This is a genomic window from Enterobacter sp. 50588862, from assembly GCF_001462935.1.
Lineage (GTDB): Bacteria > Pseudomonadota > Gammaproteobacteria > Enterobacterales > Enterobacteriaceae > Enterobacter > Enterobacter bugandensis.
On the sequence record NZ_LNHM01000018.1, the window covers coordinates 157,483 to 171,607 of the forward strand.

Below are 14,125 nucleotides of genomic sequence, written 5' to 3' on the forward strand. Positions count from 1 at the left end.
GGCAAATTCTAAGCATTTAAGCCAGGTAAAGCTATCTCTTATGCCAGATACCGTTTTAAACGGAAGTAGCGTCGGCCCAGGCGCCAGCGCAAACGCGGGCTTTTGGCACTTTTCCAGATAAGTTTCCAGATCCCGGTGTCGAAGAACTCTTTGATAATCATTGTTTTCTTTGTCTCATCCTTCATGTTGTCGAAGGTATGAATGATCCCCAGCCCCTCTTTGGCGATTTGCCAGTGGCAGGCGGGGATCTTTTTCACTTTATCCGGGTAACGCTGGTTAATGGCATCAAGCATCTGCAGGATTTTCATGTAGTGGCGCGCGGAGCGGATCAGCGTGTCGTCATTATCCGGTGTATGCGATACCGAGGCAGAGTGAATGTAGTAGTCATAAAAGCGTTCACTGGTGTACTGAACGCGCTCTGCGGCAAGCAGCACCTCGGTGGTCCACGGGATATCCTGATGGCGCAGCCCGGGTTCGAAATGGAAACTGTGTTTACGAATAAAATCGTGGCGATAAATATTAAGCCAGGTCACGTGCAGGAACTTACGTGAATCCAGCGCCATCTTTAACCATGCCGGGCCCGTCATAACGCCCGTTGAGGCGAGTTTATCCTCGGGGAAGATAGGTCGAGACGGTTTCTTATCATTTTCCCAGACGTAGTTGCCGTTGCAGGTGGCGACATCCAGATCCTGCGTGACGGCCATATCCAGCAGACGCTGGTACATGCCAGGTTTGAAGACGTCATCAATATCCGGGAAAGAGAGATACTGACCGGTTGCAACGGCCAGGCCGGTATTCCGCGCAATGGAAACGCCCTGGTTTTGCTGTTCAATCACCTGCATCTGCGGCAGTTTTTCACGCCAGCTTTCGACGATCTGCATCGAGCGGTCAGTCGAGCCATCATTGACAATAATGACTTCCATGCTGTCGATGCGTTGATTCACAAGGCAGGTAAAGAACTGATCCAGAAAAGCTTCGCCGTTATAAACGGCAACCACCACGCTTAACAATGGCGCTGAATTTTGCATAAGAAACCTGATTATTTTTGATTGTCGACCAAAGCAATGTACTGCTGGCAAATGGCATTGATACCGAACGACGAAATCGTTGCATCGCCAACGACCGGCGGGGCGGTATAAATATCTACCAGGGTTTTTGCCAGTGACGCGTCATTTAGCTCTGCCAGCCCGCGCGCTAAGGCGCCGGTGAGAATTTCTGCGGGACCACCCGGACAATTGGTACTGACCGGTGGCGTCTGGCAGATAATGGATTCCACCAGCACATTACCAAAACCTTCGCAGTCAGAACTTAACACTAAGAGGCGTGCCCCTTTAATCCAGGGGTAGGGATTGGAGTCGAAGGGACGGAAAACCGTCTTGTCTTCAATACCCAGGTCGCGGGCAAGCTGTTTGAGCTTTTGAATTTTGGCTTCGGAACCATTGCCCATCATGACAAGCGTAGTGTCGAGCTGGCTCTGTGCGAACGCGCGTAAAAGACGGTCGTGGCGTTTGTGTTCATGGAAGCGGCCGACATGGATGATGTAATCCTTCCCTTGCATCTCGAAGGGGGCATCCGCCAGACGCTGAATTTCAGGGATATCAAAAGGATTGTGGATAACCGCTTTACGCCGGAGTTTCAGAGCCAGGGTCTCGGAAAGGTCTTTCAGCACGGCGCCTGAGACGGCGACAACGTTTCGGTTTTCGTAGGTATGACGAATTTTAAGATGCTTAAACCAGCGCGAAAGCCCGCTGCGATGGCGAAGATAGGAGAAAGAGAACATGCCATGCACGCAGAACCAGACTTTTTCACGCTCCAGCGCGCGGCAGTGCGCCACAATGCGGTCAGTTTTGTGCAGATGAGAGAACACAACGTCAAATTTTCCGCTGCGCTCAGCCCGCTCAATTGCCTGATCCAGCAGGCGGGCTCGGCGTGGGATCTCCGTCAACTTGCGCCACGGTTTTTTGCAGGTATCCTGAACCACCTGATAATCAATGCCTTCCGGGATGGCGTAATCACACACTTTCCGCAGAGAGAAAAGGGAGACCTGATGCCCCATTTCCGTTAATCCGCTGGAAAGTGTAAGAACTGTTTTTTCAGCTCCCCCACCGGGTAAACCATCAATAATCATTAGGATGCGCATTTTTAATCCAGTAATTTTTGATAAAGCGAAATAAGCTGACTTGACAGTTTTTCGGGGGTGGCGTCTTTTACCCGTTCACGTGCCGCTTGCCCCATCGTGTTATTTTTTCCCAGAGAAGGAGTGGCTGCAATTGCCTCCTTCAATGTGTTGATATCCAGGGCGTCACAATAAAATCCGTTCTGGCCTTGCTGAATAAATTCAGCGCCTCCGCAACTCTCTGAAGTAATGACGGGCAAGCCACAGGCCATCGCTTCAAGAATGACGTTTGGAAAGGGATCATACAGCGTTGGCAACAGTAAACCATCGGATAGCTGATAAAAAGGCAGCGTTTCTTTCTGCATCCCCAGGAAACGGATTTGCCCTTCGCAGCCCAATGAACGGGCGAGGTCACGATAACGATGTTCTGCTTTATCCTGTCCAACCACAATCAGCCAGGCTGAAGTTCCTGCGATAGCGCGTATGGCGCTGGCCAATCCTTTTCGTTCAAATCCCGATCCTACAAAACAGAACACCACGGCATCGGCTGGCAAACCAAATTGCTGACGCAGCGCGGCACGCTGTGCTTCCTGGGCTGGAACGAAGCGGCTGGAATCAATTGAATTATAAATCACATGTATCTTTTTTGCGTCAATATCAAAGTCTTCGACGATTTCGCGTTTGATCATCTCCGCATTACAGATAACCGCTTTCAGCTCTGGCGCCTGGTACATTTCACGCTCGGCGTGCATCACGTAGCGGTGATAGCGGTCGACCAGCAGCATTTTCGCGCGCCAGGCGGGCAGGATGCGCGCACGCTGTAGCAGCCAGCGGCGATGAACGCCATCGCCAGCGCGGTAGATATCACAGCCCGGAATCCGCTCGTGGCTTTGCACAATATCAAACTGCTGTTGCTGCCACAGCGCGCGGGCAGCATGGGCAAACCCGCGTTCGCGGCTAATTCGGCCCCATTTGCGCGGGTCGCAAATATGGATATGCCAGTCGTCCTGTCTCTCGCCCTGCCATTCACGCGTAATGACGTTGAGTTCAAGATTCTGATTGCTCAGCGCGGTGAGCGCACGTGAAACGAAGCGCTCCGCTCCGCCATCAGGGCGATACTTTTGGCGAACAATCGCCAGACGATGGTGTTTCATGACAAATATCTCCTTGCAGCGGAGACGACAGCATCAACAGGAATGGCGTCGAGATAGCGTTCTTTCGTTTTGGTATCAATAGCGTCGGGATCGGGAAGGGGACCGTAGTCGCCAGCCCAGATGACTTCACCGTTGACTTGCCATGGAGACCAAAACGTCAGTTTGGAAGGGCCAAACAGCGCCACGCAGGGCGTCTGCAGCGCGGCGGCCATATGCATCGGAACGGAGTCAACGCCAATAAAAAGACACGCGTGGTCGATGAGTGAGGCCAGCTGGCGCAACGTTAGCTGTCCCGCCAGCGAGACGACCCCCGTTTTCGGTGAGGCGGCGAGTATGCGATCTATCATCGCCAGCTCTTTTTTATCCGGCCCGGCCGTGAGTACAACGGTATGCCCATCCTGCTGCAGCGCGGTGATGGTTTGCGCCATTTTGCTTTCATCCCAGCATTTGAAGAACCAGCGTGATGTCGGCTGAATGACGATGTAGTTATCCCCCACTCCTTTTTGCACCAGCTGCTGGTGGGCGTGGTGCCAGTCTTCTGCACTGTAGGCCATGGTAACAGCTGGCTCAGGCGCGACCTGTAATGGTGACAGAATGGAGAGATTTTGTTCGACAGTGTGCAGGGATTTGTGATTTGCAACAGAGACTAAATCGCTATGACAGAAACGCCAGAATGGATTGTTGCGTTTGTTAAAGGCGAATCCGAGGCGAACCGGCGCACCGGTGAAACGGGTGACGATAGCGCTACGCCACTGATCGGCAAGATTTATCACCAGATGATAATGTTGCTTTCGTAACGCGCAGAGTAACTGCCACTCCTTTTGAAGGTGCTTTAGCGTGCCCAGTTGCTTCCATTTACGATCGATTCCATAAATAGTGCCAATCGTCGGATGCGCGGCGAGCATATCGCGCGTTTCTTCATACAACAGCACGTCAATTTGCGCTTGTGGCCATTTTTGACGTAATGAATCAATGACGGGGGTGGTCAATAACATATCGCCATGATGGCGGAGTTTGATCAGTAGAATGCGCAAATCAGGCGTGTCAGGTAAGTTATTCATCATCATCTTATCGGCGTTGTACTGTTGGCAATTCTAATAGACCTGGTAGCGACTTGCACTCTTTCTCCATAATCTCAGGAATTTCCCAGGGAGGCTTTACTCAGGCTTTGGTGAGTGCGTAACATAGCGCTAACTTCCCTGTCATGCGGACTCATTATGAAAAAACCAGCGTTTATCATCACGATTGATACTGAGGGCGATAATCTCTGGCAGAATCACCGCGTCATTAAAACGGAAAATGCGCGCTATCTGGCCCGGTTCCAGGCCCTTTGTGAGCGTTTTGGTTTTAAGCCCGTATGGCTGACAAACTATGAGATGGCAATCGAGCCCGTTTTCATTGAATTCGCCAGGGACGCGATCGCTCGCGGTCAGGGGGAGGTGGGAATGCACCTTCACGCATGGAATAGCCCACCTGAGCACGATCTCACGGGAGATGACTGGCGCTGGCAACCGTATCTGATTGAATTTTCAGACGAGGTGATGCGTGAGAAAGTGCTGTTCATGACCCGTCTGCTGGAAGAGACATTCCAGACCAAAATGCTGAGCCACCGCGCCGGGCGTTGGGCATTTGATAGCCGCTATGCAAAATTGCTCGTTGAACTGGGCTACCAGGTTGATTGCTCCGTGACGCCACGCGTGAACTGGCGCAATGCGAAAGGTGCTCCGCAGGGCAATGGTGGAACGGATTATCAGCATTTCCCCGACCACGCCTATTTTATGGATTTAGATACTATTTCCCGGGCGGGAAATAGCCCCTTACTCGAAGTGCCGATGAGCATTCAGTATAAACATCCGGCCTGGTTGAACACGATCAAACAGGGATACGATCGGCTTCGCGGTAAATATCGCTCGCCTTCCGTGAACTGGCTACGACCGACCGGTGGCAATGCGTCGCAGATGATTCAGGTCGCGCAGCAATGCCTGTCGCAGGGAAATGACTATGTGGAGTTTATGCTTCATTCGTCAGAATTTATGCCCGGCGGAAGTCCGACCTTTAAAGATGAGGCGGCGATTGAAGGGTTATATCAGGATTTAGAAGCGCTTTTTAGCTGGCTATCCGATAAGACGGTGGGGATGACGCTGGCGGAGTTTTATCAATACAAGAAAAAATAATGCCCGGCTGGCGGGCATTATCTCTTAGTGATGTTGTCTGGTTTGCGAGAAGGGAGTACTCAATGCAAACAGAGTAACAAAGAATATTAGGGCTTCTGAGCTCAATAAAATGACGTCCGTCAGGCCATAGAGTAATAAGAGAAGCATCGTTGTCAGCAGCAGGCCATTTCGGTTTTTAAGCGCGTAAGCGATCATCGAAACGAAGAAAAAGAGTAATATCGCCAGACCCGGAAGCCCCTGCAGAGAGTATTTTTCGATAAATTCATTGTGCAGATGTATCCTGATATACTCGAGTGCGGATACGAGGTGCGGGTGCCCCTCTTGAACATAATGCTGTTACCATACCTCGCGATCTTCGATTGACTGTCCCAGTGGGTGGGCCAGACCGTTCTGAAGACCCACTGTCCACATGGAAAAACGCGCCCCGAGTGACGTGGCGTCGATGCCTTGTTGGTAGATTGCAAATTCCCTCTGCGTTTGATCTATCTTAGGCGAGATCAACGGTTTGTAGCTAACGATAATAATGCCCGCCACAACACATAAGAAAATCAGCATTGATTTAAGGTGAATTCTTCTGAAATGGTAAAGGGTCAGCACAATCGCCATAAGCAAATACAGCCCCATGGCAGCACGCGTCCCTGTCAAAAGAATAACGAACCAGGAAATTAATACGGTGAGACCCGCTACAACATACAATTTTCTGTTTTTCTGAAGATAAAGACTGTATATCAGCGCCAGCGACAGTACAGAGTATACATAGGCTGACACGGTCGCACGATTTATGGCCATCTCGATACGCCCCATTCCCTGGCAGGCCTGCCATAAGCCATATCCCGTGGCGAGGACAAACCCTGTACCTGCCGCGTACAGGAAGTACTTCTGGAAAGCGCTTTTATCGACGTAAGTTTTAAACCGATCAAGATAAAAAACGAGAATGCTCGCTAATATCAGTTTCTTACTGGCACCCAGATAATCGCTGTAAGCGTTTAAACCTTCGCTATGATATTCGTACACCATATACCAGACAAGATTGAGTAGCCCAATCAGCAATATGGGGAGCGCGATTGAAAAGGGGCGCAGGGTGATTTTTTTATATTCGCAAGCTAAGCCGATAATGCTGGCATAAACCGCAATATAGAAAAATTCGCGTTGTTTACCTGAGCTCAGCAGCGCCAGTGCAAACGAAATGAGGCTCAAAATCAGCGTCAGCTGATAGAGCCGCAGTTTTACTTTTTCCATAATGCCTCAATGACCCTTTTTTTGTAGCTGAAACGTACATCTCTGGAGAAGAAAAAAGAGAAAGAATAAAGTGCGTTTACCCGCGCCTTAACCTGTTTGAGCTGCAGGTCGGTCAGATATTGTCGGTGATTACTGTAAATATCAAACCAGTGGCAATTAATAAGCTGCTTAAATGATTGCGGGAATGTATTTTCCATCTGTAGTGTACATTCAATCAGCGTGGCGATTTTGCTGGCGTCAAGACGGCTCGACAAACTGTCGCTGCGTTTGATGTAATAGTAGTGTCCCTGGCGCTGATAGAATATTTTGTGCGATTGCATCAACATGCCGGGAAATACCGCGAAATCTTCATAGCAGACCATAGACGGGATCGGGTTGCTTGCATACAGCTTGCGGTGGATGAATTGCCCGATCAGATGCGCCTGAAAATCTTTGTGCTGCAGGAAACGCTTTATTGCATCATTTTGCGATAATGAGACGGGCGTGAATCCCTGCCAGGCGGAGGTGATTTTCCGCATATCACGTATTTCCAGCAGGCGCGTCAGCAACATATCAGGACGCTCTGCTTTCAGGAAGGCGACGGCATCCCGGATGCTACCCGGCTTTAACAGATCGTCGCTATCAAGCATCGTGATGTAATCGCCTGACGCCAGCGAGACTGCGCTGTTTCGAACATGCCCTACGTTACGGTACTCAACGTATTGGCATTGCGCATGCGGAAGCTTTGGCAACCACGCCTCAATAATATCCTGCGTGGAATCGTTGGAACTGTCATTAATGATAATAACTTCTACATCATCGCCTGCATTCTCAATCGCGTTTTGCAGACTTTCCAGCGTGGCGTGAAGCGTGTTTTCGGCATTATATGCGGCAATAATGATGCTGAGAAAAGCCATAGTAATTAGTTCCCCTGAGCATCAAAGGCAGATTTTGCTGTTGGTAGCCCGCAAATGAAATGTTTGAGTTCGTCCAGCGATTCATCTGTTACCGCGAAGAGTTCTTCCCGGCCTTGCGGGAAATAATAACGAGTTTCAAAAACATACGAGCAAATATTATCATCGTTGCCAATCAGCATCACGTTGCCAAGCGGGCGCTGCTCGTAGTGACAGCACGGACCGAACAGTAAGACGACCGGCACGCCAACCGCATCGGCGATGTAGACATTCCCCGAGTCGGAGGCGATATAACAATCCATTTTAGAAATTGCCCATGGAAGCTCTTCAAGCGAGATCTTGCCAATCAGATTAATAAAGTTGGGCAGTTCACCGTAAGCGCGGGTGATGTCATCCATCCAGGACTGTTCATTTGGGGCGCCAAAGACATAAAACTCGCAGGGCAGGTCGGCGAGACGATCGGCAATTTGCTTCCAGATGACAGGCGGAACGGTTTTGGCTTTATTCCCGGCGGCGATACTGATGCCAATGCGGACCGCGCCGGGTTTATCAAGGATCGCCGGATAAGTCGCGGGTTTAAACAGTGGCTTTGTGGCGTGCTTTGGAGAGTCTTGCCAGGTCAGAGCGCGGTCGGCCAGCTTAAGATAGTCAGTGACTGTTAACGTTTTTCTACCGTGGTCAACCGTACCATCGGCCGTTGAATAGAAAATCCCGTGATACCACCTGCGCGTGTAAGTGCTTAAAAATTGCTTGTTTTTGGCGTTACAAACGGAGGCGAAAAAAAGATTCACGCTGTTAGGCTGCAGAAGGTAGACGTTGTCATAGCGGTTCATGATCCTGCAGGCGAAACAGAGCTTACGCCACAGGTTACGCTTATGCTGCTCAATAAAATAAATCTCTTCGACCGTCTCGTCGTGCTTCGCCAGCGCACCCACGCTGCGGCTGATGAGTACGTCGCTTTTTTGCAGCCAGGCCAGAAGAGGCGTTGCATTAACAAAATCACCGATTTTGGCTGTCTGAATGACCAGGTTTTTCCCTGTCTCTTTGCGCAACAGCTTCCGGATAAGCTTCACCGGAAAGAGTAAAATCAGCAGAAATACGTAACTCATGGGTTAAATATCCCTGTTGGAAAGCCAACGGCTGCCCTGTAAAAATGAAAAAATCGCATCTGCGCTGATATCCTTCGTTTGCTGAGTCGGGCTGACCATCTGATGCTGGTTTTTGCCATAGCCCCCGATCAGGCCGGGATCGGTCGGGCCAAAAAGGGTGATATTTGGGCGATCCAGCGCCGCGGTTAAATGGCTTAAACCCGTATCCACGGAAACAACGGCGTTAGCGCCTGCCAGCTCTGCGGCAACCTGCGCCAGCGTGAGTTTGGGTAACACCTCGACGTGGGAAAAGCCTGCTGCCAGACGCGCCGCACGCTGTCGCTCATGCTCAGCGCCCCACGGGAGTTTAATATGGATACCGGAGGGTTGCATTAGTTCAATCAGCCTTCGCCAGTGCGTTTCCGGCCAGTGCTTATCGTCGCGCGTTGTGGCATGCAGGAAGACAAGATAAGGCTGAGCACAGGGATCTGTATTGCGCAAAAAGTGCTGTGCAATGGCATAGTCGCCCTGGGTTTCCGGTTTCGCATAGCCGAGGCTTTTCGCAAACAGCTCGCGGGTGCGTTCGACGGCGTGCTGCTGTTTTGCGATGTGGTGGCGTCGGTTATAGAACAGGCTCGCCAGCGGTTCGCGGGCGGTGTGCCAGTCCATACCGTGCTTTACGCCATGTGCCAGACGCGTGACCAGCGCCGCGCTTTTCACCAGCCCCTGCGCGTCGATAATCGCGTCGTAACGCTGCGCCTGCACCGTTTCACGGAAGGCTTTACGCTCGGCTTTAATCGGCGCGGAGAACCACGCTTTGCGCCAGCGGCGAATCGCGACCGGGATCACGCGGTCAACCGCTTCATGCCAGGTGGGGATCTGCGCGAAGCCTTCTTCTACCACCCAGTCAAAACGGATGCCGGGAATGGCCCGCATGGCGTCCGTCAGCGACGGTAGCGTATGCAGCACATCGCCCATTGAGGAGGTTTTAACGATCAATACCCGCATCCGTTATCCTTCTTCGCTCAACAGCAGTTCGTTGAGCTCTTCGAGAACGCGCTCTGGGGTAATGTCGATCAGGCTCTGATGGTAACCTTCAGCGGCATCGCCTTTGCGTACCTTGTGGTAGCCGGTGATCAAACGGATTACGCGCGCTTTGTGCGACAGCGGCGGCGTGAAGTCCGGGCTGCTTGGGCCATACAGCGCGACCAGCGGACGGTCCAGCGCGGCGGCGACGTGCATCAGGCCAGAGTCATTGCTGACCACGGCCTTACAGGCGGCAATCAGGATAACGGCCTGCTCAAGCTGCGTTTCTCCAGCCAGGTTACGGCACCAGGCCTGCTGTTCATTACTGAGTGTGGCGAGAATTTCGTTGCCCGCCTCGTGATCCTTCGCCGAGCCAAACAGCACAATCTGGTAGCCTTCGTCGATCAGCTGTTTCGCCAGTTCGGCGTAGTGGTAGTGCGGCCAGCGTTTTGCCGGGCCAAATTCTGCGCCGGGGCAGAAGCCAATCAACGGGCGTTCAGACGAAAGACCAAACGCGCTGCAGGTCTGAGACTTCTCGCCGTCGTGCACCTGAAGCTGCGGCCACAGCAGCGGCTGCGGCAGGTCTTTCGCGCTGCGCATCACCCCTTTGTCGTAGGCCAGCGCCACGTAGCGCTCCACCATCAGCGGCCAGGCCGCTTTATCCAGCACCCGCGCGTCGTTCAGCAGACCGTAGCGCATTTCGCCGCGCCAGCCGGTACGGTGCGGAATGCCCGCAAAGAAAGGTACGAGGGCGGATTTAAAGGAGTTTGGCAGCACGTACGCACGGTCATAGCGCTTCTCGCGCAGGCTATGACCGAGCTTGCGGCGTTCGCCGATTTCCAGCGCCCCGTGGCCGAGCGGCATCGGGATCGCCTCGTTTACTTCCGGCATACGCGATAACAGCGGACGGCACCATGCGGGTGCCATCACGTCGATTATCGCCTGGGGATAACGCGCCTTGAGCGTGCGATAGAGACTTTGCGACATCATCATGTCGCCCACCCATGACGGGCCGATCACCAGAATCTTCATACTTATGCGTCGCGGTTCAGCCAGGCCATATATTCCGTTACGCCTTCGGCAACGGTCTTGAACGGCTTGTCATAACCCGCTGCGCGCAGGTTGGTCAGGTCGGCCTGCGTGAACGCCTGGTAACGGCCCTTCAGCTTGTCCGGGAACGGAATGTACTCGATGCTGCCTTTCTTATGATATGCCAGCGTCGCGTCTGCCACCGCCTGGAAGGATTCCGCGCGGCCCGTGCCCAGGTTGAAAATGCCGGAGACGCCGTTTTCCAGGAACCACAGGTTAACGGCCGCCACGTCGCCTACGTAGACGAAGTCACGCTTGAAGCCGTCGCTGCCTTCGAACAGTTTTGGACTTTCACCGTTATTCAGCTGGGTGTTCAGGTGGAACGCCACGCTCGCCATGCTGCCTTTATGGCCTTCGCGCGGCCCGTAAACGTTGAAGTAGCGGAAGCCGACAATCTGCGAGTTCGCTTCCGGCAGGATCTGACGCACGTACTCGTCAAACAGGAACTTGGAGTAGCCGTAGACGTTCAGCGGCTGCTCGTATTCGCGGGATTCGATGAAATCTGAAGTGCGCCCACCGTAGGTTGCCGCGGAAGAGGCGTACAGGAACGGAATTTCACGCTCCAGGCAGTAGTGCAGGATCTCTTTAGAGTACTGATAGTTGTTATCCATCATGTACTTGCCGTCCCACTCGGTGGTGGAAGAGCACGCCCCTTCGTGGAAGATGGCCTCGATCTCGCCGAACTCTTCACCCGCCATAATCTGGATAAGGAAGTCTTCTTTATCCATGTAGTCAGCGATGTTCAGATCCACCAGGTTAACGAACTTGGTGCCGTCTTTCAGGTTGTCCACCACCAGAATGTCGGTGATGCCCTTATCATTGAGGGCCTTGATAATGTTGCTGCCGATAAAGCCCGCGCCGCCGGTAACGATGATCATAACTGTAACCTTTGAAGTGTTGAGCCCGGGGACAATCCCGGACGCTAATATTCATATCATATCATCACAATGCCCGGTCTTCAGCCATTCACCGATATGCAGCAGGGGTACACGTGATTTATGCTGCAAAAACGAGAAGAGATACGGCGTCATCTCGTCATGAACTATAGGTTTGGGTAATATGTGCCAAAATTTGCCGAGTCTGGAGAATTGCAATGCGTGGTGATTTTTACAAACAGTTAAACAGCGACCTCGACACCGCACGTGCGGAAGGGTTGTTCAAAGAAGAGCGTATTATCACGTCTGCCCAGCAGGCGGATATCACCGTTGCCGACGGCAGCCATGTGATCAACTTTTGCGCGAACAACTACTTAGGTCTTGCGAATCACCCTGAGCTGATTGCCGCCGCGAAAAACGGCATGGACACCCACGGCTTCGGCATGGCCTCCGTGCGCTTCATCTGCGGCACCCAGGATAGCCACAAGCAGCTTGAGCAAAAGCTGGCAAACTTCCTCGGAATGGAAGACGCGATTCTGTACTCCTCCTGCTTCGATGCCAACGGCGGTCTGTTTGAAACCCTGCTCGGCGCAGAAGATGCGATTATCTCCGACGCCCTGAACCACGCCTCCATCATCGACGGTGTCCGCCTGTGTAAAGCGAAGCGTTTCCGCTACGCCAACAATGACATGGTTGAGCTGGAAGCGCGGCTCAAAGAGGCACGCGAAGCGGGCGCCCGCCACGTACTGATCGCGACCGACGGGGTATTCTCCATGGACGGCGTGATCGCCAACCTGAAAGGCGTGTGCGACCTGGCGGATAAATACGACGCGCTGGTGATGGTCGATGACTCCCACGCGGTCGGTTTTGTCGGCGAAAACGGCCGCGGCTCCCATGAATACTGTGACGTCATGGGACGCGTGGACATCATCACCGGTACGCTGGGCAAGGCGCTCGGCGGCGCGTCCGGCGGCTATACCGCTGCGCGCAAAGAGGTGGTTGAGTGGCTGCGTCAGCGCTCCCGTCCGTATCTGTTCTCCAACTCCCTGGCGCCGGCCATTGTGGCCGCCTCCATCAAAGTGCTGGAGATGATGGAGTCCGGCGCCGAGCTGCGCGACCGACTGTGGGCAAACGCCCGTCTGTTCCGTGAAAAAATGAGCGCTGCAGGGTTTACCCTGGCCGGCGCTGACCACGCGATCATTCCGGTGATGCTGGGCGACGCAGTTGTGGCGCAGCAGTTTGCCCGTGAGCTGCAGAAAGAAGGGATTTACGTCACCGGGTTCTTCTTCCCGGTGGTACCAAAAGGTCAGGCGCGTATCCGCACCCAGATGTCTGCGGCGCACTCGCCTGAACAAATTGAACGTGCGGTGGAAGCCTTTACCCGCATCGGCAAACAGCTGGGCGTAATTGCCTGAGGACGTGTGATGAAAGCGTTATCCAAACTGAAAGCGGAAGAAGGGATTTGGATGACCGACGTGCCGGAGCCGGAAGTCGGTCATAACGATCTGCTGATCAAAATTCGTAAAACCGCCATCTGCGGTACTGACGTTCACATCTACAACTGGGACCAGTGGTCGCAGAAAACCATTCCGGTACCGATGGTTGTCGGTCACGAATATGTCGGCGAAGTGGTCGGTATCGGCCAGGAAGTGAAAGGCTTCAAGATTGGCGATCGCGTTTCTGGCGAAGGGCACATTACCTGCGGTCACTGCCGCAACTGCCGCGGCGGACGCACGCACCTGTGCCGCAACACCGTTGGCGTGGGCGTCAACCGTCCGGGCTGCTTCGCAGAATACCTGGTGATCCCGGCGTTTAACGCCTTCAAAATCCCGGACAATATCTCTGACGATTTGGCCTCTATCTTCGACCCGTTCGGCAACGCGGTACACACTGCGCTCTCCTTCGACCTGGTCGGTGAAGACGTGCTGGTTTCCGGCGCCGGCCCAATCGGCATTATGGCCGCAGCCGTGGCGAAGCACGTGGGCGCGCGTAACGTGGTGATCACCGACGTGAACGAATACCGTCTGTCGCTGGCGCGTAAGATGGGCGTCACCCGTGCGGTGGATGTCTCGAAAGAGAGCCTGACCGACGTGATGGAAGAGTTGGGTATGACCGAAGGCTTTGACGTGGGTCTGGAGATGTCCGGCGCGCCGCCGGCGTTCCGCACCATGCTGGACACCATGAACCACGGTGGCCGTATCGCGATGCTGGGCATTCCGCCGTCAGATATGTCCATCGACTGGAACAAAGTCATCTTCAAGGGGCTGTTCATCAAGGGCATCTATGGCCGCGAGATGTTCGAAACCTGGTACAAGATGGCAGCGCTGATCCAGTCCGGCCTGGATCTGTCCCCGATTATCACTCACCGTTTCTCCATCGATGAGTTCCAGCAGGGCTTCGACGCGATGCGTTCCGGCCAGTCAGGGAAAGTGATCCTGAGCTGGGATAAGTAAACAAAAAGGGGCCTCAGG

12 protein-coding genes and 1 pseudogene are annotated in these 14,125 nt (G+C 53.3%); 3 read left to right on the forward strand and 10 right to left on the reverse strand.

What is annotated here, in order from left to right; translation table 11 throughout:
- Positions 1-38: 38 nt before the first annotated feature.
- From APT89_RS07465 to rfaQ, 4 genes are read right to left on the reverse strand one after another with little or no spacing between them, the layout of a single operon-like run.
- Positions 39-1,028 carry a glycosyltransferase gene (locus tag APT89_RS07465; protein WP_060571998.1) on the reverse strand — a complete coding sequence of 330 codons (990 nt, stop codon included), beginning with the start codon at positions 1,026-1,028 and terminating at the stop codon, positions 39-41.
- An 11-nt stretch (positions 1,029-1,039) separates the two neighbouring features.
- On the reverse strand, positions 1,040-2,140 hold the full coding sequence (locus APT89_RS07470) for a glycosyltransferase (protein WP_060571999.1): 1,101 nt from the start codon (positions 2,138-2,140) through the stop codon (positions 1,040-1,042).
- Between the two features lie 2 nt (positions 2,141-2,142).
- Positions 2,143-3,270 carry a glycosyltransferase family 4 protein gene (locus APT89_RS07475; protein WP_047363307.1) on the reverse strand — a complete coding sequence of 376 codons (1,128 nt, stop codon included), beginning with the start codon at positions 3,268-3,270 and terminating at the stop codon, positions 2,143-2,145.
- On the reverse strand, positions 3,267-4,337 hold the full coding sequence (rfaQ, locus tag APT89_RS07480; protein ID WP_045260064.1) for a putative lipopolysaccharide heptosyltransferase III: 1,071 nt from the start codon (positions 4,335-4,337) through the stop codon (positions 3,267-3,269). The genes APT89_RS07475 and rfaQ overlap by 4 nt, the downstream gene beginning before the upstream one ends.
- 150 nt (positions 4,338-4,487) lie before the next feature.
- Between rfaQ and APT89_RS07485 the strand changes: the two genes are divergently transcribed.
- Positions 4,488-5,444, forward strand: coding sequence for a polysaccharide deacetylase family protein (locus APT89_RS07485; protein ID WP_047363309.1), 957 nt, complete (start codon positions 4,488-4,490; stop codon positions 5,442-5,444).
- A 24-nt stretch (positions 5,445-5,468) separates the two neighbouring features.
- On the opposite strand, the pseudogene APT89_RS07490 reads toward APT89_RS07485, so the two are convergent.
- The 6 genes and pseudogenes from APT89_RS07490 to rfaD all read right to left on the reverse strand — a co-directional run bounded on the left by APT89_RS07490 (position 5,469) and on the right by rfaD (position 11,657).
- A pseudogene (locus APT89_RS07490) lies at positions 5,469-6,683 on the reverse strand (O-antigen ligase family protein).
- The gene (locus APT89_RS07495; RefSeq protein ID WP_060572000.1) at positions 6,671-7,579 is read right to left on the reverse strand and encodes a glycosyltransferase family 2 protein; all 909 of its coding nucleotides are present in this window, start codon (positions 7,577-7,579) and stop codon (positions 6,671-6,673) included. The pseudogene APT89_RS07490 and the gene APT89_RS07495 overlap by 13 nt, the downstream one beginning before the upstream one ends.
- 5 nt (positions 7,580-7,584) lie before the next feature.
- Positions 7,585-8,685 (reverse strand): glycosyltransferase family 9 protein, encoded by a 1,101-nt coding sequence (locus tag APT89_RS07500; protein WP_059353786.1) that lies wholly within the window; start codon positions 8,683-8,685, stop codon positions 7,585-7,587.
- A gap of 3 nt (positions 8,686-8,688) precedes the next feature.
- Positions 8,689-9,672, reverse strand: a complete 984-nt coding sequence (rfaC, locus tag APT89_RS07505) for a lipopolysaccharide heptosyltransferase RfaC (RefSeq protein WP_060572001.1) — start codon at positions 9,670-9,672, stop codon at positions 8,689-8,691.
- A gap of 3 nt (positions 9,673-9,675) precedes the next feature.
- A complete protein-coding gene (gene rfaF, locus APT89_RS07510; RefSeq protein ID WP_048958489.1) occupies positions 9,676-10,722 on the reverse strand; it encodes an ADP-heptose--LPS heptosyltransferase RfaF in 1,047 nt (348 codons plus the stop codon).
- 2 nt (positions 10,723-10,724) lie between these two features.
- On the reverse strand, positions 10,725-11,657 hold the full coding sequence (rfaD, locus tag APT89_RS07515; RefSeq protein ID WP_041911658.1) for an ADP-glyceromanno-heptose 6-epimerase: 933 nt from the start codon (positions 11,655-11,657) through the stop codon (positions 10,725-10,727).
- 215 nt (positions 11,658-11,872) lie between these two features.
- Between rfaD and kbl the strand changes: the two genes are divergently transcribed.
- Together kbl and tdh are read left to right on the forward strand one after the other, a co-directional pair.
- Positions 11,873-13,069, forward strand: coding sequence for a glycine C-acetyltransferase (gene kbl, locus APT89_RS07520; RefSeq protein ID WP_041911657.1), 1,197 nt, complete (start codon positions 11,873-11,875; stop codon positions 13,067-13,069).
- A gap of 9 nt (positions 13,070-13,078) precedes the next feature.
- Positions 13,079-14,107, forward strand: coding sequence for an L-threonine 3-dehydrogenase (gene tdh, locus APT89_RS07525; protein WP_042717745.1), 1,029 nt, complete (start codon positions 13,079-13,081; stop codon positions 14,105-14,107).
- The last annotated feature ends 18 nt before the right edge of the window (positions 14,108-14,125 follow it).